An 18472-nucleotide genomic window follows, 5' to 3' on the forward strand; every position below is an offset into this window, starting at 1 on the left:
CTAATTTTTAATGAATCAACTCAAGAAAATGTTGAATGTTAATAGTCTATGTGTTGGGGATTGCCAATTGCGAACTTTTAAGAACTATTTCATCCAAATATGAAATTAGTCAATATAGACCAAAAAACACGCCATCATTTGATGAAAGGCCATATTGAATTGATGGATTTAGGATGAAGCGGAAGGAAGCCATTTAGGTGTTGCACTTATCGGCTTCGTGTAAGGTTGGTTGTGTGGTTTAGTATTTACCTTAACAGGTACGTACCGAACTTAATATCTGCCAGGGTTTGCAAATAGGCTTGTTTCAAGCAATTGATTCATATGTTGTAGAGCATGGTACTTTTTAATAATCAGTATATTCATTAGGATTTTCTAATTGAAATTTTGGGCTATTTTCCAGAAAAATGTCAAAATAGGCAGTGTGTGTTGCTCCTAAAAGGATAAAGACTCTGTCATTTTCGGTCATTTCTATATCATTAAAATTGCTGAACATTTTTAGATTCCGTTGGTAGAATTTAGTGATTTCATCAACTCCTTCCTGATTTCCTGTGGTATGTTGTGTCGCCAGAAAATTGTATAGGTCAAATGTTTCCATTTTATATTCTCTCGTGTTAATCGTCCTAAATTGTTCTTTAAATTTTAAAGCATTAACTCTCTTATAGTTATTCATGACTTGTGAAATGTAAAGACTGTCGGCGACTTTTTTATTAGCAATCTCCACTAAACTTGGGTAATTAAAACCTGTTTGGCTGTCTATCCCGTAAATTCGATTTGTACCACTCAACCGCGCCACTTCAAGTCCTATCGAATTTAATTCGTCCGAATAATTTAGTCTTTTAGTCTGGTCTTTAACATATTCTGAATAGGTCGAAGCTATATAGTCATTGTTCTTAGGTTCTAGTTCAAGACAAATAATGGTCGGTTTAAATTCAACGATTTTTTTAACGAGTTTTTTTAAATCAGCTTTTTCATTTGGGTCATTCAAGTCAATTTGAGAAGAATTTGCGTCTGATGTTTGGCTTAAATGAGCAGTTCCAAAATTAAGGACTCTAATTTTTCCGTTTATTTCGGTTTCAGAGTTTTGTTTGTTTTTACTGTTTTCTTTCTCATTTTTGATTTTGGTATTGCAACCAACTAAGATTAAAGTTGCCAATCCAATTAGTAGTTTGTTCATTGGTTTAATTTAGTTCTTCTTGTTTAAGCACAGCAATAAAGATATGATTCGTTTTAATGAATTATATCGACAAATATGAAGTTAGTGGTTTTCCGATTGGATTTCTAGTAGAAATTGATCTTTACCCTGTTCCAAATGACGGATTTACATAATATGTCGAAACTAGAGCTTTTGTGTTAAAAAAGCTTCTCCATTTTTTCTTGTATCTCCACTAAACACAAATTGCCCAAACTACCCTCATGGGTGTGTTCAATGTCTCGTTTAGGTTTAAAATTACCGTTTTCTATGGCTGTGCCCATAGTTTTATAGGCATCACGGAAAGGTATTCCACTTTTAACCAGTTCGTTCAAAGTATCCACACTAAAGAGATAATCGTATTTGGGGTCGTCCAAAATAGATGGGTTCACCTTGATTTCTTTAAGACTAAAGGTCATCATTTCCAAACAGGCATGCATGTCCTGTAATGCCGGGACAACTACTTCTTTAACCAATTGAAGGTCCCTATGATAACCACTGGGCAGATTGTTCGTGATCAGTATCAACTGGTTGGGCACAGCTTGAATTTTATTACATTTGGCCCTGATCAATTCAAAAACATCTGGGTTTTTCTTGTGGGGCATAATGCTACTTCCCGTGGTCAGCTCGTTCGGAAAGGAGATAAAATCGAAATTCTGGCTCATGTACAGGCAAATGTCCATCGCCATTTTGGAAAGGGTGGCAGCAACACTCGAAATTCCGAATGCAGTGGCTTTTTCCACTTTGCCACGACCCATTTGTGCAGCTACCACATTGTATTTTAGAGTGTCGAAGCCCATTTCGGCCGTGGTGAAGCTTCTGTCAATCGGGAACGAGCTACCGTAACCAGCGGCACTTCCCAATGGATTTTGGTCCGCTGCCTTGTGGGCTGCTTGCACAAAGTATAAATCATCTATTAAACTCTCGGCATAGGCAGAAAACCAAAGTCCGAACGAAGAGGGCATCGCAATTTGTAAATGGGTATATCCGGGCAGCAATACATTTTTATGTTTGTCGGCGAGTTTTAGCAATAGATCAAAAAGTGACTTTACCTGGTTTTTAATCTCGGCCAGTTCATCTTTAAGATATAATTGCATAGCCACTAAAACCTGATCGTTTCTGGAACGTGCCGAATGGATTTTTTTGCCGGTGTCGCCCAATTTTTCGGTAAGTACAAACTCTATTTTTGAGTGCATATCCTCAAAATCCTTCTCGATTGTGAACTTTCCTTTTTCAATATCCTTTGCGATGGAGTTCAATGCTGTTACAAGGTCTTTGGTCTCGTTTTGAGATATAAGACCTACCTTTCCCAGCATTTTAGCATGTGCTTTTGAAGCGATAACATCATACTTTGCCAATACCAGATCTAGTTCACGATCATCTCCTACGGTAAAATGGTCTATTTTTTTATCGGTACTGAATCCTTTGTCCCAGAGTTTCATACTATTCAATTATCAGTTGTCAATTATCAATAAACAATGGCTCACTTTAATTACTGGTTTGTCATTGTTTATTGCAAAAATCCTGTTAGTGTTTTGATGTAAATATCTATACCTTCTTTTATTTCGTCCACAAATATAAATTCGTCGGCAGAGTGCGATCTTGTACTGTCGCCCGGACCCAGCTTTACCGATTGGCACGTTAAAGCGGCCTGATCGGACAACGTAGGTGAACCATAGGTTTTTCTTCCAAGAGCCAGACCACTTTTTACCAAATCATGTTCAGGGTCAATACGAGAAGAGTTTAATCGAAGCGATCTAGGGGTCATTTTACAAGGAGCTTCCTTTTGTAATATATCGGCAATTTCTTGATTGGTGTAACGATCGTTCACGCGCACATCTATCACCAAATCCACATGGCCGGGCACTACATTGTGCTGGTTTCCGGCACTTACTTGGGTCACTGTGAGCTTGACCTTTCCAAGGGCATCGGAAACCTTGTCGAACGAGTAGTTTTTTAGCCATTGCAATACTTCTATGGTATTGTAAATTGCATTATTGTCGTTGGGGTGCGCGGCATGCGAAGGAGTGCCTTCGACTACCGCATCGAATACCACTAGTCCTTTTTCGGCAATGGCCAAGTCCATCAAAGTGGGTTCGCCCACAATGGCAACATCGATTTTAGGGAGAATGGGAAGGAGTGCGCGAATACTCTTTTCACCGGCATCCTCTTCCTCTCCGGTTGCAGCCATAATAATATTATGGCTCAGATTCTCATCTTCATAAAAATGGACGAATGTGGCCAAAAGGGAGACTAGACACCCACCTGCATCGTTACTGCCCAGTCCGTACAATTTGCCATCTTCAATATGGGCATTAAAGGGGTCTTTGGTGTATGCACTGTTGGGTTTAACGGTATCGTGGTGGGAGTTGAGCAACAAAGTGGGCTTGCTTTCATCAAAATATTTATTGAAGGCGTATATATTGTTGTGCTGTCTTTGGGTTTTTACCCCAAAACCTTGCAGAAATTCTGCAATGGCATCAGCGGTTTTATCCTCTTCTCCGGAAAACGAAGGGGTCCCGATCAGTTTTTTGAGGAGATCAATGGCTTTTTCGGTCAATAAAGTTTGTGTTGGTCTCATAGGGTCAAAGTGGTATAGTCGGTATTGTTGGCTTCGAGCATTTCGGTGTTTCCGATGCAAACCTTACCTACTTGATTTCGAAGTGCGTAAAAGCAATTATGCATTTTGGGAAGCATTCCATCGGCAATAATGCCATAGGCCAGAAGCTCATCGTAATCTTTGGAATTGATATGATGGATTACGGAGTTGTCGTCTTCTATATCTTGCAGTACTCCCTTTTTTTCAAAACAGTAATATAATGTGGTCTCGAATTGCTCGGACATGGCTATGGCCAATTCGGCAGCTATGGTGTCCGCATTGGTATTCAGCATTTGCCCTTTACCGTCGTGCGTAAGGGCACAAAAAATAGGTGTAAAACCAGCTTGAAGCAATTTAAAAATGCCATATGTGTTCACAAGGTCCACATCGCCCACAAAACCGAAATCCACATTTTTTTTAGGTCTTTTGTGAGCTCTAATGGCATCGGCATCGGCTCCGCTCATTCCAATGGCATCGGTACCCAAGGCCTGTAATTTTGCCACGATTTTTTTGCTGAACAATCCTCCGTACACCATTAGGGCAATTTCGAGAGCTTCCGCGTTCGTAATTCGTCTACCGTTCACCATTTTGGATTCTACTCCCAATTGATTGGCCAATTCGGTCGCTTTTTTGCCTCCGCCATGGACCAAAATTTTGTTTCCATCTAATTTGGAGAACAGATCTAGTACACGTTTGCACCCTTCGACATCTTCAATAAGATTGCCTCCTATTTTTACAATGGATAATTTTTGTTTCATCTGTTTTGTGTTATTTATAATGTGTCAGATGTTGTTCACATTTTAAGGTTTGGTTGTAAAGGCAATTATACTCCTTTTCATATATTTTCCAGTAATTTTTTTAATACAATTTGAGCGGAAAACACTCTATTTTTAGCTTGCTGGACCACCAAAGATTGTTTCCCGTCCAATACGGCATCTTCCACGATCATATTTCTCCTTACTGGCAGGCAGTGCATAAATTTGGCATGCCCCAATTTCTTTTCTGTAATGGTCCAATCGGTGTCCTTGCTCAGTACTTTTCCATAATCGGAGTAGCTGCTCCAGTTTTTCACATATACAAAATCGGCTCCTTCCAATGCCTTGTTTTGGTCGTATTCAATTTGGCAACCTTGGGTCATCCTTGGATTTAATTCATATCCCTTCGGATGGGTGATCACAAAATCGGCGTCCTGCATCCGCATCATTTCTACAAAAGAGTTCGCAACCGCATGCGGCAAGGCTTTGGGGTGTGGCGCCCACGAAAGCACTACTTTGGGTCTTTTCTTGATTTCATTTTCCTTTAAGGTGATGGCGTCTGCCAAAGCTTGAAGTGGGTGCCCCACCGAACTTTCCATATTAACTACAGGAATTGTGGCATAATTGGCAAAACCGGTGATTACTTCTTCGGATTCGTCCTTTTCTTTGTCCACCAATCCTGCGAATGCCCTAATGGCCACAATATCGGCATATTCGGATACCACTTGGGCGGCCTCTTTAATATGCTCCGATGTTCCTTGATCCATAATGGTGCCGTCACCATATTCCAACGCCCAGCCTTCGTTGCCAAAGTTCATGATCATTACATCCAAACCTAATTGCATGGCCGCTTTTTGTGTACTTAAACGGGTTCTAAGGCTATTGTTGAAAAATAGCAGGCAAATGGTTTTTCGTTTGCCCAGACCCTCAAACTGATAGGGGTCTTTTTTTAGGGCGATAGCTTCATCTACCCAATCGGGTAGTGATTCTATATCGCTAACGGTTAAATAATGCTTCATTATACTACTTTTTTTAGCCCATCAAAGAACAGGTCTATATCTTTTTTTGTGATGTTCAATGCGGGTAAAAATCGTAACAGCTTCTTGTTTTTGGCACTTCCAGTGAACATGTGCTGTTCCACGATCATTCTTTTTCGCAGCGGAGCAACTTCAAAATCAAACTCCAGTCCGATCATAAGTCCTCTCCCTTTTATATTTTTGATTTCTGTTATTTCCGATGCCTTTTCCCGAAAATACGCCCCTAGTTCGGCTGCGTTTGTAATCAAGTTTTCTTTTTCCAACACTTCCAGAACGGCCAAACTTGCGGCACAGGCCAGGTGGTTTCCACCAAAGGTGGTGCCCAAAAGCCCGTAAGAAGGCTTAAATGAGTTGTGAATCAATATGCCGCCCACGGGAAAACCGTTCCCCATTCCCTTGGCTATGGAAATAATGTCGGGTTGCACACTTCGACTCCGCTCAGTGTCCAAATGGTGTTGAAAGGCAAAGAACTTTCCACTTCGGCCGTAGCCCGATTGTACCTCGTCCGCAATCAGGACCACCTGGTGTTCCTTGCACTTTTTTGCAATGAATTGGAAGAATTCCGTAGTTGGTTCATCGAGTCCCCCCACACCCTGAATTGCTTCAATGATTACTGCACAATATTCATTGGATTGAATTGTTTTTTCAAAAGCATCAAAATCGTTCAGTGCCAAGAAAGTCACCTCTTGTTGTTTATTGATCGGGGCGTTGATATTTGGATTGTCCGTAGCGGCCACTGCTGCAGAGGTTCTTCCGTGAAAACTGTTGGTAAAGGCGATTACTTTGGATTTTCCAGTGTGAAACGAAGCCATTTTTAGCGCGTTTTCGTTGGCTTCTGCCCCAGAGTTGCACATAAAAAGATCATAGTCCTCGCAACCGGATAAACGGCCCAACTTTTCTGCAAGCTCCTTTTGTAATGGATTTTGAACAGAATTACTGTAAAACGCAATGTTGTCCAATTGCTCTTTTATCCGTTTTACATAGTGTGGATGTGTATGTCCAATGGAAATTACGGCATGACCTCCATAAAAATCCAGATATTTTTCCCCATTATCGTCCCAGACTTCAATGCCTTTGGCCTTGGTTGGAGTAACATCGTATAACGGATATACGTCAAATAATTTCATTTTTATCCTTTTCTTATTTCACTGATTTTCTCAAAAGATGTAACAATTCCCCTGATCAAGGAAGAACTTAATCCTTGATGCTCCATTTCGTTCAGACCTTCGATGGTACATCCTTTGGGTGTGGTTACTTTATCTATCTCTTCTTCCGGATGACTGCCCGACTCTATTAAAAGGTTGGCCGCCCCATTACAGGTATGCATGGCCAATTCTTGGGCTTCTTTTGCATCAAATCCCAATTGTATGGCACCTTGGGTGGTGGCACGGATCAGTCGCATCCAAAAGGCAACCCCACTTGCGCATATAACAGTTGCCGCCTGCATTTGCCCTTCTGGAATTTCCAGGGTATGTCCCATTCGGTTAAAAATGGCCCTTGCCAGATCCACCCTTTTTTTGCCCAATTCGTTGCTGCAGATACACGTCATGGATTTGCCTACCGAAATTGCTGTATTCGGCATACTACGGATGATGAATTTATCCGAACCGATGATCTCTTCAATTTTGGAAATACTGAATCCTGTAATGGTACTGATCACCACATGTTTTTCGGATAGAAGATCTTTGGTTTCCTCTAAAATGGATGTGAATTGCCCGGGTTGTACCGCAAAAACCAAGATGTCGGAATTTTTTACGGCTTCCTTGTTGTTGGCTGTGACCGTTACATTGCCGTATTTTTCGAACTCCTGAATGGAATCGGTGTTCCTTTTGGTCAGGTACATGGTCGTGGCGCCATTGCTGTGCAAAATCCCCTTTGCGATGGCCAGCCCTAAGTTACCCGCCCCTATAATAGCTATTTTCATAATTTTCTTTCTTTATCATTTCCGTGTAGGCGGAAATCTAGTTTTACATAATCCCTTCGACTACGCTCAGCCTTCTTGTTTTAAAATACTCCTGCTTTTAACAATAGACCTTCGGATTCTGGAAATCCGAACATCAAGTTCATGTTCTGTACCGCTTGTCCGGATGCTCCTTTCAATAAATTATCGATAGCGGACGTAACCAATAAAAGCCCATCGTGCTGGTGCAAATGAATATGGCACTGATTGGTGTTTACTACTTGTTTCAGGTGTAGTTCCCCATCCGAAAGATGGGTAAAAACAGCGTCTTTATAAAAATCGTGGTAAAGGTTTTTTGCTTCTTCCAAACTGCCGTTATAGTTGGTGTATGCAGTGGCTAGGATTCCTCGCGTAAAATTGCCCCGATTGGGCAAGAACATTAATTTACCTACAGATTTCCCGTAAGAATTGAGGCTTTCCCCAATTTCTCCCAAATGTTGGTGCGTAAACGGTTTGTACCAGGATACGTTATTGTTCCTCCAGCTAAAATGTGATGTTGGGGATAGTCCAACTCCAGCTCCGGTGCTTCCTGTAACTGCGTTGATATGTACATCTGCACCGAGCAAACCTGCTTTTGCCAATGGTAACAATGCCAATTGGATAGCTGTTGCAAAGCAACCTGGATTGGCGATGGCCTCCGCAGCTTTTATGGCAGACTTGTTCAATTCGGGAAGACCATAAACAAATCTTTGGCCATTAAAGTTAGAATCGGCCTGTAACCGGAAATCGTTGCTGAGGTCAATAATTTTTGAAGCAGAGGAAAATTTGTTTTCGTTCAAAAATGTGGTGGAATTTCCATGCCCCAAACAGAGGAAGACTACATCTATATTTGAATTTATTTTTCCAGAAAAATTCAATTCTGTTTGTCCCAACAAATCTTGATGGGCGGAGGTTATTGGTTTTCCTGCTCGGGTAGTGCTGTACACAAAATCGATTTCGGTCCGTGGATGATTGAGCAAGAGCCTTATTAGCTCACCTCCTGTATATCCTGAGCCACCTATAATTCCAGCTTTTATCATGATTCTTGGTTTACGTGGTTGGCAATTTTTCCAGAGTTAGATAGGATCTTAATGAATCCTTTGGCCTCGTCGGCGGTCCATCCTTTGTTCATTTCACCATAACTTCCAAAGGAAGCATTCATTAAATCGTGTTTGGATGTGATTCCGTTCAACTCGAATCGGTAGGGGTGCAAGGTCACAAAAACATCACCGGAAACGTGTTTTTGGGTGTCCGTTAAAAATGCTTCGATGTTCCGCATCACCTCGTCAAGATAATTGCCCTCGTGCAGCAACATTCCGTAAAAATTGCCCATTTGCTCTTTTTGGTATTGCTGCCATTTGCTCAGGGTGTGTTTTTCCAGCAAATGGTGGGCTTTTATAATGATCAAGGGTGCTGCCGCTTCGAAACCGACCCTCCCTTTGATACCGATTATGGTATCGCCAACGTGAATATCCCTGCCAATGGCATATTTTGATGCTATTGCGGATAGCTTCTCGATATTGGCCACGGGGGTGTCCGCTTCACCGTCCAAGGCCACCAATTCACCTTTTTTGAAGGTCAGTTTCAATTCTTTGGGCAGTTCTTTTTCCAATGGGCTTGGATAGGCACTTTCCGGCAAGGACAGATGGGAGGTCAAAGTTTCATCACCTCCTACCGATGTTCCCCATAGTCCTTTGTTCACCGAATACTTGGCCTTTTCCCAAGAATAATCTATGCCGTTCTGTTGCAGATATTCGATTTCTTCCTCTCTGGCGAGTTTTTTGTCCCTTATCGGGGTAATAATTTTGATTTCCGGGGCCAAGATTTGAAAAATCATATCAAACCTTACTTGGTCGTTACCGGCCCCTGTGCTTCCGTGTGCGATGTATTTAGCACCGATTTTTTTGGCATGGTTCACAATCTCGATAGCCTGAACGATTCGTTCCGCACTTACGGAAAGGGGATAGGTGTTGTTTCGTAGAACATTGCCGAAGATTAGATATTTGACCACTTTGTTATAAAAAGTGCCTATGGCATCGATGGAAGTGTAAGATGTGGCACCCAAAGCAAGTGCTTTTTCTTCAATGTCCTCGATTTCAGCTTTGCTGAATCCTCCAGTGTTTACGCTTACTGCATGTACTTCGAAGCCTTCTTCTTTGGAAAGGTATTTGGCACAGTAGGAGGTGTCCAACCCACCGCTATAAGCTATAACTAATTTTTCCATTTTGATTCTTTATGTGTTGTTTTCCAGTCGAGTACGGTCGAATGGAAATGCATCCGATCATGTTCGAACAGATTTCTATTTCTATTTATTTTTCTTTTTGAGAAAAAGTGATTCTTTAATGCTTTTCAATCTCTGAAATGCTTTTTTGTTCACTTTTTCCGGTTGTTGATTTTTTGCTTTTGGGTCGTGAAGCATCCCGGTGCAAAGGCACATTTTTCTATCGGTTCGGGTAAGGATATCAAAATTCTTGCAGGTTTGACAGCCTTTCCAGAATTCCGGGTCGTCAGTTAGTTCCGAAAATGTAACTGGTTTATAACCAAGTTCGTAGTTCATTTTCATTACGGCCAGTCCAGTGGTTATGCCAAAAATTTTGGCGTCGGGAAACTTTTTTCGGGAAAGGTCGAAAACGGCTTTTTTAATTTTTTTGGCCAGACCTTGGTTTCTGTAATCCGGATGGACTATTAAACCAGAGTTGGCCACAAAGTCCTTGTTCCCCCAGACTTCGATATAACAGAATCCAGCGAACTTATCTCCATCCAACGCAATAATTGCATTACCGTTTTGGAGACGTTTTATTATGTATTCTGGAGTTCGCATGGCAATACCTGTACCTCTGACCTTTGCGGAATCGGTTATGGTATCACTAATGATCTGCGCGTATTTATAATGTGATTCGTTAGCAACAATAATTTCCATTGCAAGCGATTAATCTGTAAAAAAGTGAAAAAAATGTATTTGGAGTTTTGCGGAAATGGACTCACCTATTTCCAATAGATATGTTGCACCCTTACGGGCGACGACGGCGGGGGGTAAATGGACTGATGGGAGCTGTGATGCTCAAAGTAGATAATATGTACTGTTGTCCTTTCATTCTGAGGCTAATGTACAAATTAATTCGAATTGTACTAAAGTTGTGATTACTTTTTGAGGAAATATAACTTTTTTGGCCTGCTTCCTATTAATTCATAAATAAAATAGCCGATTACCACGATGTATTCAATGGCCAATAACCATAGGTTCTCTTTAAAATCGGGATGTGAATAGGCGTAATAACTTAAAATTATGGTGCAGGACCATATCAGTGGGAACTTGTAATCCGTAAAAATTGCAAAACCCAAAAGGAATATCACGTACCAAGGATGAACGGTGCTGGATAGGAAATAATATAGGGCCAAGGCAATGACCATTGTGCTGAGGACATGGTCTAAACTTTGGTTTTTTCGAAGAAAGGCAAGAAGCAGGACTATTATTAACACACCTATTTTTAGATAAGAACCATAAGTGTCGATGAGTTCCCATGGTTTGGCCTCAAAATAGGTTACTGCTATCTTTTTAACCACATTGTAAACACTGGCGTTGAACTCGAAATTGGAAAACCAAAGTCCGACGGTCTCTGTATAATTATCAACAAATACAGATGAGTAGAAGGGAAGAAGGAGCATAATACAGCCAGCTATGACCAGAATGTAAAAAATAGCACTCTTTTTGAGCCCTAGGTATTTTACCAATATGGGCAGGAAGATCAAGGGGACCAATTTTACCATTATGGAAATGGCATAAACAGGACTGGCCCACAGCCATTTGTTTTTTGATAAGAGGTAAATGGCCCAAATAAAAAAGAAGAGCATGACCCCTTCAAAATGGAGATTTCCTGTGAGCTCAATTATCACCAATGGATTTAAAAAGTACCAAAATGCCAAGTGGTTGGCCCTATTGAGGTTTTGAAGAAGTTTTCGTCCAAAAAATAGCATTCCTAAGTCCGCAAGGATTATAATCAACCGTAAAACTGTCATGGATCCCACTACACTTCCGCCTCCCAATACAGCTGATAGTGCAAAAAGGATTTGGTTGATCGGTGGATAATTACTGTAATGTCGAGCATTGAGGCCCGTCATGCCGGCATAAAGTTTGTTCATACCGGTAAACACAATCTCGCCCTGTTCCATAATTTGGTCAGGGGTGTACAAATAGGGGTTGATACCGTTTTTTATGAGTTCACCGTCCCAAATAAAACGATAAAAATCTTGCGATAGATTAGGTTCGGCGAATAGAAAAACCAATCGAAATAAGATTCCTATGCCCAATAGAAACTTAAAGTTCCACTTTTCGAATTGGAGTATTTTGGAGGTAAGATAGAAAAGTGCCCCAAAAAGCATTAAGAGCTTTGTAAAATCGGTTCTGACGAGATTATATGCAAAGCTCCAATAAAACAATGTGCAAGCGACGGCAAAAAGAATGGGATATCTATGCAGTCGCCAGTAAGATTGCATGGTTTTGGTTTATGCTTTGGACGTTATGGATTTAAAGAAAACAAATCCAAAACCTAGAAACAACATTAGGTGGAATGGGAACAATCCATAATCGTTCAAAGGAATGGCACTGTACATTCCAAATAGGAAATAGATCATTAAAGCGAATTCCAAGATCATGTTCGGCGATAGCTTGTTGGTCAAATATTTATTGCCTTTCCAGCTATCGGAAAGGTTATTGATATTGAACTTAGGGGTTCTTACAAATTCACTACGCTTGCCTAAATGCCCTTCCAAAACGGCCACGGTATTGTGCAAAGAAAAGCCCAGCGCCACCGAGAAGAAGGTGAAAAAGAGTTTTATATAATCCACAAAATTGTCGAAACTGCTCCCTTGTATACTTTTATAGGTAAACCAATAGCAAACAAACAGGATTATGGTGCTGAGGATAAAAAAGCTGGTAACCTCGAACACCCATCCCAAATGGCCGTATGTGTTTTTTATGTAGAGCATGGGAATGCTCAATAAAGCCACAATGAAAACGCAAAGGAACATTGAGCTGTTCAATAAGTGCATTACACCATGAAACTTGGTTTTAAACGGTATATTTTTGGAGGTAACAACGCTCCAAACCGTTTTTCTAAAGTTTTCTGCACCTCCTTTGTTCCAACGAAATTGTTGGGAACGGGCGGCACTGATTACCACAGGAAGTTCTGCAGGGGTTTCTACGTCTTCCAAATATTTGAATTTCCAGTTTTTTAATTGGGCACGGTAGCTCAAATCCAAGTCTTCGGTAAGGGTGTCGCCTTCCCAGTTACCTGCATCCAGAATACATTGTTTTCTCCAAATACCAGCGGTACCATTAAAATTGATAAAATGTCCTTTGGAGTTTCTGCCAACTTGTTCCAGGGTAAAATGGGCATCCAAGGCAAAGGCCTGGATGCGGGTTAGGGTAGAATAATCCCTGTTGATGTGTCCCCAACGGGTCTGAACCACACCGATTTCTTGATCTTTAAAATAAGGTACGGTCTTTTTTAACCAGTCTGTTTCGGGTAGAAAATCCGCATCGAAAATGGCTATAAAATCGCCCTTGGCGATTTCCAGGCCTTCTTTAAGGGCGCCGGCTTTAAAACCTTTTCTGTTTTCCCTGCGGATATGTTGAATATCCAGTCCGGTTTCTTGGAGTTCTTGAACCCTGCGAGCGGTTTCTATCACGGAATCGTCGGTGGAGTCGTCCAGTACTTGGATTTCCAACTTGCTTTTGGGATATTCTATTTTGGCAATATTGTCCAGTAAACGCTCCATTACGTATTCCTCATTGTAGATGGGGAGTTGAATGGTAACGAATGGTATTTCTTTTGGATCTAACAGATTAAACTTGGGAGCTTCCTCGTTTCGTCTTTTGTAGCCAAGGTAGTTTATCAGAAGATTCAATTGGGCAAGGCTGTAGAAAAAAATCAAAATCAAGGCGATACTATAAATAGCAATTATGATGTAAGCAATAGCAAGTCCCATTATTTTAAACTGTATTTAAAGATCCAACCCAATATTTTTATGCCCGCAAATATAGTACCTTTTATGGTACCTGAAACTTTTGAGATGCCAATTCTTCGTTTGTAACGCACTGGTACTTCGATATATGACATTTTTTTTCTCAGAATTTTCAATTGCATTTCCACAGTCCACCCATAAGTTGTGTCCTGCATGTTCAATTCTTTGAGCTTTTCGTATTTAATTGCCCTAAATGGTCCTAAATCCGTAAATTTTGATTTAAAAAACAAACGCATTAAAAATGTGGCCAGATTGTTTCCAAACACCTGTTGAGGAGTCATGGAACCTGTTTCACGGAGCGACTTTTTTCTTGCTCCGACCACAAAATCAATATCATTTTCCAAAATAGGGGCCACTATCTTATCCAATTCTTCTGGATAATCCGAATAGTCTCCGTCGATAAATACGATAATGTCGGGTGTTTTGGATTGTTCGGAGATATATTTTAGCCCTTTTAAGCAGGCAAAGCCATAGCCCTTGCGGTTTTCCATGACCACGGTTGCCCCCGCTTTTTTTGCATTTGCCACGGTATCGTCTCCGGAACCATTGTCCACAACGATTATTTCCGAGACATGATCGGGGATTTCCGAAACCACCAGACCAATGGAATCTCCTTCGTTGATTGCAGGAATAATGACTTTTATGTCTGCCATTGGTTCAGCTTAATTGTAGTTTGTGTTTAGGTGGCAAAACTAAAATTTTCCTAGGAATGCTTATTTTATTTTTCAAAAAGAGAAAACAACTACTTCTTGTTCACTAGGGACATTAAATCTACATCGTTGCCCAATAAAACCTGATTGCTGTCAATTCTTCCTTCCAAAGGCCCATTCTCCAATTTTAGGACGCCTCTTGGGCAAACGGCGGAACAAATGCCACATCCCACACAGCTGGAGCGAACTATGTTCTCTCCTTTTTGCGCATAGGCTCTTACATCGATCCCCATTTCGCAGTAGGTTGAACAGTTACCACAAGAAATACATTGCCCTCCATTGGTTGTTATTCTAAATCGAGAAAAAAGTCGTTGCTGAAAGCCCAGTATGGCCGCCATGGGGCAACCAAACCTACACCAGACCCTGCTCCCAAAAATGGGATAGAAGCCTGTGCCGATAACTCCAGAAAAAACACTGCCTATTAAAAAGGAATAAGATTTACGAAGTGTGCCGGACTTGAATAGGAATACTTCTCCTTCACCACTAAAAAAGTGAAACCCGATCAAAGCTATTATAATTACAAAGTAACCAATGGCTCCGTAAAGGGCATCTTTTTGAAGCTGTTCTCGTTTAAAGATCATGACCCAGCCAAATACCAAGGTCAGCAAACCACCTACACTTAAAAGGAATGTGCTTTTGGTCAACCAATACTTACTGGTGTCGGTTCCCAAATAGGAATAGATTACCGCAGTGGTCATTAAAGTTACAAAAACCACTACGCTGTGCACTACCCAGCGTTCCACTTTCCAAGCAAATGTGGATTTATCACTCAATTGCCTAAACGAATCGCCGGCAGTTTCCGCAAGACCGCCACAACCACAGACCCAGGAGCAGTACCATCTTTTACCATATTTATAGGTAAGGATAGGGGTAATCACAAAAATGGAAAGGATACCAAATATCAATAAAGCAAAACCAATTTCACCTGAACTTAAAAAGGCTTTGATACGGTAACTTTCAAAGTTGTAATAGTTGAGCGGCCAAACGTTCTTTAGGTCATAATAAGGAAGGCTTCCGCCGTTCAAGATTTTGTGACCGTTCAAACGGGCCATTAATTCTGGGATGATGAAGGCAAAAGCGGTTTGAAAGAACATTACACTAATGGTACGCAGCTTTTCGTAACGGTTGTGACGGTATTTCCAGAGAAATTTTATGCCAAAAGCCAATATGGCCACCGTATATAATGTGCCGTAAACAAACCATTGACTAGCCGGATTTCCGCTCAAAAGCCTGCTCAAAGGGTCAAAAAGTGCAATTATGCCTTTATTTGCACCATCGCTGACAAGGCCAAGGTATTCGGGGTAAAAATATAATACGATATAAAATCCGGTAAGTGCAATTCCGGCCACCCAACCCCATAATCCGCGACTGGATATGGATTTGAACCAGACCCCATCGTTTTTTATACCAGGAAGTTTGTTGCTGTAGGCATCCCAAGAGAACCAAATAATACCGATCGCAATAGCTGATAGCGATATGGAAAGCCATAACCCCTTGTTCGGGAAGTTGATGTTGAACATGGCAAGTAAAAAAATGCCAAGGCCGGAAAGGCCCAACAATGTTGCCAGTTTTTGAATTGTACTTAGGCTTTTTGGGGGTTCCCCGGTCAAGGCCATGCTTTTGTCAAAAGTGCTCATAATATTCGGTTAGGCGATCTGGAAGATGCGTTTTAGGTTTTTCTTTTTCAGTCTGATGGATTTTTGAAAGTCGCTATTGTACTGGGATACAACTTCGTTTTCAAAACGTTTGTAGAACTCTGGATCAAAATTAGCGTCAACCAGGTGCTCCATTACAAAATCGATATCTCTTTTTTCGTTCAGCCAACGGTCGAAAATCTCGTGGCGCATGCGAATGCCAAAGGTGTTGATGCCCAAAAAGGCATTGGAATCTTTATCGAACGAAATCGTTAAGCAAATTTTTTCTTTGGGGTGCCGCCAATGAAAATGGGTTTCGGAATCTTTTTTTCTTCTTTCCGAAAAAACCCAACCATAGGTTTGGTACTCAATGTCCAAAAACTTGGCCGAATTGAACCAATGTCCCGGTTTGTACTCGGTGGGATTCCCGCAAATCGTTTGGGCAAGGGTCTCTCCCATCATCCGGCCGGTGTACCAAACAGCCTCAATAGGGCGACGGTTTCCAATGGCCTCATGCTGTTCGGCACAATCGCCAATGGCATAAACATCTTTAGTATTGGTTTCCAATAAACGGTTCACTTTTACCCCCCGTCCCAACTCAATACCTGAATCTTTCAGAAAATCAATATTAGGTGTGACCCCGGCGGTCAAACCAACAAGAGTGCAATCTATTATCTCGCCGGTCTCCTCGATCACCACGGACTTTACTTTTCCGTTTTCATCTGGAATTATTTCTTTTAAGGAAGTGCCCAATCGTAGGTCTATGTGGTGTTCCCGAATGTGTTCATTGATCATTTCCGATTCGCCACTTGGCAGTACCCCGTTCCAAAAACTGGTTTCGCGTACCAAAAAGGTAACAGGGATGTTTCGGGTACGCAGCATTTCTGCCAATTCAATACCGATCAATCCACCACCTACGATCACGGCACGTTTACACACTTTGTTGTTCGGGGCGTTTTCTTCCAATAACTCCAAGTCTTGTTTGGAGTAGAGCCCTTGTACCCCATCCAAATCCTGACCTGGCCAGCCAAATTTATTGGGCTTGGAGCCGGTTGCTATAATTAGTTTATCGTATTTGAGGTCGGCAGCGCCTTTAATTTTTAGAAGTTTGTTCTGGGTGTCCACCTTATCCACAAAGCCTTCCATCAAATCAATTCCGTTCTTTTTCCAAAAATGGTTTTCATAAGGTTGGGTATGTTCAAACTTCATATGCCCCATGTACACGTACATTAGGGCAGTGCGTGAAAAAAAGTATTTGGATTCGGCGGAAACAATGGTAATTTTTTTATCGGACAACTTTCGAATATGTCGGGCAGCCGTAACACCGGCAATACCATTTCCAATAATAACAATGTGTTCCATAGGTTTAGTTTGATTGTTTAATACGTCGAGTTTATAGGGCGAACTTAACAAGCGAAAGTAATTTAATAAGATTTTGGGAGTCTCACGATGTTTTAAAATTAGTAATTTAGTAGGTCTACAATCATTATGAAGAAGATCATTTTTATTTGTGCCACGGTGTTGGTGTCTTGCAGCAGCGCCAAATTCCATAAGGTCAACGGTGTTAGTTTTGTGTCTTCTGGTGAGGAAGCTTCGCAACAGCATATCGATCCGGTACTTAATGTCCAAGCCAATTATGCGGCCATTATGCCATTTGGTTTTACGAGTGATATAAATTCACCGGATTTGGTTTTTGATTCCGACAGGCAATGGTTCGGAGAGCGCAGGGAAGGGGTTGAGCAGTATATCCAAAAAATGCACCAAAATGGGGTCAGTATTATGGTAAAACCTCAAATTTGGATCAGCAGGGGAGCCTTTACGGGTAACTTGAAAATGTTGACAGAAGCGGATTGGAAACAATTCGAAGAGGCTTACGAAGCATTTATTCTGCTATATGCAACTTTAGCGGAGGAAACTCAAAGCGATATATTCTGTATAGGTACCGAGCTTAAGGTTTTTGTAAACGAACGCCCCGAATTTTGGAGCGAACTCATCACAAAGGTCAGACATGTGTATCATGGCGAAATTACTTATGCAGCCAATTGGGACGAGTATGCAAAAACACCATTTTGGTCCCGATTGGATTATATTGGGGTGAACGCCTACTTTCCCCTTTGCGAAGAGGAAAATCCATCCGTTGAAACACTTTCAAAAGGGTGGCAACCATGGAAAGCAAAATTAAAAGAGGTTTCCAAAAACAAAAAAAGACCCATTCTTTTTACGGAATTTGGGTATAGGAGCATGGATTTTACAGGGAAAAAACCATGGTTGGTGGATCGTAACCAAACCGATGTCAATCTTGAGGCACAGGCAAGGGCCACCCAGGTATTGTTCGATGAATTTTGGTCCGAAAGCTGGTTTGCCGGAGGTTTTGTCTGGAAATGGTTTATGCAACATAATGAGGTAGGTGGACATGAGGATAATAGGTTTACCCCACAAAATAAACCTGCCGAATCCGTTATTCGAAAGCAATATTCCCAAGAAAGAAAAACAAGGCTTTGACGGTTTTGGTGTATCTACTGAAATTTTTTCCCGGTCAAAACATAATCAGAACAGTTTTTTTACCATCTTTGTAGGGCATCCCA

16 protein-coding genes are annotated in these 18472 nt (G+C 41.3%); 1 reads left to right on the plus strand and 15 read right to left on the minus strand.

Going from position 1 to position 18472, the window contains the following annotated elements; genetic code table 11:
• Positions 1-343: 343 nt before the first annotated feature.
• The 15 genes from AB9K32_RS15845 to AB9K32_RS15915 form a co-directional block, all read right to left on the minus strand.
• Positions 344-1174: a DUF5694 domain-containing protein gene (locus AB9K32_RS15845; RefSeq protein ID WP_369885723.1), complete on the minus strand. Its 831-nt coding sequence runs from the start codon at positions 1172-1174 to the stop codon at positions 344-346.
• 176 nt (positions 1175-1350) lie between these two features.
• Complete coding sequence (gene argH / locus AB9K32_RS15850) at positions 1351-2631, minus strand: argininosuccinate lyase (RefSeq protein WP_369885724.1); 1281 nt, start codon at positions 2629-2631, stop codon at positions 1351-1353.
• A gap of 68 nt (positions 2632-2699) precedes the next feature.
• Positions 2700-3770 (minus strand): M20 family metallo-hydrolase, encoded by a 1071-nt coding sequence (locus AB9K32_RS15855; RefSeq protein WP_369885726.1) that lies wholly within the window; start codon positions 3768-3770, stop codon positions 2700-2702.
• Positions 3767-4546, minus strand: coding sequence for an acetylglutamate kinase (gene argB, locus AB9K32_RS15860; RefSeq protein ID WP_224836318.1), 780 nt, complete (start codon positions 4544-4546; stop codon positions 3767-3769). Before argB ends, AB9K32_RS15855 begins: the two co-directional genes overlap by 4 nt.
• A gap of 77 nt (positions 4547-4623) precedes the next feature.
• Positions 4624-5562, minus strand: coding sequence for an acetylornithine carbamoyltransferase (locus AB9K32_RS15865; protein WP_369885728.1), 939 nt, complete (start codon positions 5560-5562; stop codon positions 4624-4626).
• Entirely contained in the window at positions 5562-6707 is a 1146-nt protein-coding gene (locus AB9K32_RS15870; protein WP_369885729.1) for an aspartate aminotransferase family protein, read from the minus strand. Before AB9K32_RS15870 ends, AB9K32_RS15865 begins: the two co-directional genes overlap by 1 nt.
• A gap of 2 nt (positions 6708-6709) precedes the next feature.
• Positions 6710-7504, minus strand: coding sequence for a pyrroline-5-carboxylate reductase (gene proC, locus AB9K32_RS15875; protein ID WP_224836321.1), 795 nt, complete (start codon positions 7502-7504; stop codon positions 6710-6712).
• Positions 7505-7584: 80 nt separating this feature from the next.
• Positions 7585-8559 carry an N-acetyl-gamma-glutamyl-phosphate reductase gene (gene argC / locus AB9K32_RS15880; RefSeq protein WP_369885731.1) on the minus strand — a complete coding sequence of 325 codons (975 nt, stop codon included), beginning with the start codon at positions 8557-8559 and terminating at the stop codon, positions 7585-7587.
• Positions 8556-9743: an argininosuccinate synthase gene (gene argG, locus AB9K32_RS15885; protein WP_369885733.1), complete on the minus strand. Its 1188-nt coding sequence runs from the start codon at positions 9741-9743 to the stop codon at positions 8556-8558. Before argG ends, argC begins: the two co-directional genes overlap by 4 nt.
• An 81-nt stretch (positions 9744-9824) precedes the next feature.
• Positions 9825-10439 carry a GNAT family N-acetyltransferase gene (locus tag AB9K32_RS15890; protein ID WP_224836324.1) on the minus strand — a complete coding sequence of 205 codons (615 nt, stop codon included), beginning with the start codon at positions 10437-10439 and terminating at the stop codon, positions 9825-9827.
• 221 nt (positions 10440-10660) lie between these two features.
• Complete coding sequence (locus AB9K32_RS15895; protein ID WP_369885735.1) at positions 10661-12013, minus strand: mannosyltransferase; 1353 nt, start codon at positions 12011-12013, stop codon at positions 10661-10663.
• 9 nt (positions 12014-12022) lie between these two features.
• Positions 12023-13507, minus strand: coding sequence for a cellulose synthase family protein (locus AB9K32_RS15900; protein WP_224836326.1), 1485 nt, complete (start codon positions 13505-13507; stop codon positions 12023-12025).
• A complete protein-coding gene (locus tag AB9K32_RS15905) occupies positions 13507-14196 on the minus strand; it encodes a glycosyltransferase family 2 protein (RefSeq protein WP_293298935.1) in 690 nt (229 codons plus the stop codon). The genes AB9K32_RS15900 and AB9K32_RS15905 overlap by 1 nt, the downstream gene beginning before the upstream one ends.
• Before the next feature lie 89 nt (positions 14197-14285).
• Positions 14286-15890, minus strand: coding sequence for a 4Fe-4S binding protein (locus tag AB9K32_RS15910; RefSeq protein ID WP_369885738.1), 1605 nt, complete (start codon positions 15888-15890; stop codon positions 14286-14288).
• Positions 15891-15899: 9 nt separating this feature from the next.
• Complete coding sequence (locus tag AB9K32_RS15915; RefSeq protein ID WP_369885740.1) at positions 15900-17249, minus strand: NAD(P)/FAD-dependent oxidoreductase; 1350 nt, start codon at positions 17247-17249, stop codon at positions 15900-15902.
• A gap of 126 nt (positions 17250-17375) precedes the next feature.
• Between AB9K32_RS15915 and AB9K32_RS15920 the strand changes: the two genes are divergently transcribed.
• Positions 17376-18389 (plus strand): glycoside hydrolase, encoded by a 1014-nt coding sequence (locus AB9K32_RS15920; RefSeq protein ID WP_369885741.1) that lies wholly within the window; start codon positions 17376-17378, stop codon positions 18387-18389.
• Positions 18390-18472: the final 83 nt, after the last annotated feature.

Source organism: Allomuricauda sp. XS_ASV26 (assembly GCF_041224615.1).
GTDB lineage: Bacteria > Bacteroidota > Bacteroidia > Flavobacteriales > Flavobacteriaceae > Flagellimonas > Flagellimonas alginolytica.

What these genes read in the sequence shown, in the direction of transcription:
- AB9K32_RS15845 (WP_369885723.1), bottom strand. Translation starts at nt 1,174, where the DNA reads ATGAACAAACTACTAATTGGATTGGCAACTTTAATCTTAGTTGGTTGC.
- argH (WP_369885724.1), bottom strand. Translation starts at nt 2,631, where the DNA reads ATGAAACTCTGGGACAAAGGATTCAGTACCGATAAAAAAATAGACCAT.
- AB9K32_RS15855 (WP_369885726.1), bottom strand. Translation starts at nt 3,770, where the DNA reads ATGAGACCAACACAAACTTTATTGACCGAAAAAGCCATTGATCTCCTC.
- argB (WP_224836318.1), bottom strand. Translation starts at nt 4,546, where the DNA reads ATGAAACAAAAATTATCCATTGTAAAAATAGGAGGCAATCTTATTGAA.
- AB9K32_RS15865 (WP_369885728.1), bottom strand. Translation starts at nt 5,562, where the DNA reads ATGAAGCATTATTTAACCGTTAGCGATATAGAATCACTACCCGATTGG.
- AB9K32_RS15870 (WP_369885729.1), bottom strand. Translation starts at nt 6,707, where the DNA reads ATGAAATTATTTGACGTATATCCGTTATACGATGTTACTCCAACCAAG.
- proC (WP_224836321.1), bottom strand. Translation starts at nt 7,504, where the DNA reads ATGAAAATAGCTATTATAGGGGCGGGTAACTTAGGGCTGGCCATCGCA.
- argC (WP_369885731.1), bottom strand. Translation starts at nt 8,559, where the DNA reads ATGATAAAAGCTGGAATTATAGGTGGCTCAGGATATACAGGAGGTGAG.
- argG (WP_369885733.1), bottom strand. Translation starts at nt 9,743, where the DNA reads ATGGAAAAATTAGTTATAGCTTATAGCGGTGGGTTGGACACCTCCTAC.
- AB9K32_RS15890 (WP_224836324.1), bottom strand. Translation starts at nt 10,439, where the DNA reads ATGGAAATTATTGTTGCTAACGAATCACATTATAAATACGCGCAGATC.
- AB9K32_RS15895 (WP_369885735.1), bottom strand. Translation starts at nt 12,013, where the DNA reads ATGCAATCTTACTGGCGACTGCATAGATATCCCATTCTTTTTGCCGTC.
- AB9K32_RS15900 (WP_224836326.1), bottom strand. Translation starts at nt 13,507, where the DNA reads ATGGGACTTGCTATTGCTTACATCATAATTGCTATTTATAGTATCGCC.
- AB9K32_RS15905 (WP_293298935.1), bottom strand. Translation starts at nt 14,196, where the DNA reads ATGGCAGACATAAAAGTCATTATTCCTGCAATCAACGAAGGAGATTCC.
- AB9K32_RS15910 (WP_369885738.1), bottom strand. Translation starts at nt 15,890, where the DNA reads ATGAGCACTTTTGACAAAAGCATGGCCTTGACCGGGGAACCCCCAAAA.
- AB9K32_RS15915 (WP_369885740.1), bottom strand. Translation starts at nt 17,249, where the DNA reads ATGGAACACATTGTTATTATTGGAAATGGTATTGCCGGTGTTACGGCT.
- AB9K32_RS15920 (WP_369885741.1), top strand. Translation starts at nt 17,376, where the DNA reads ATGAAGAAGATCATTTTTATTTGTGCCACGGTGTTGGTGTCTTGCAGC.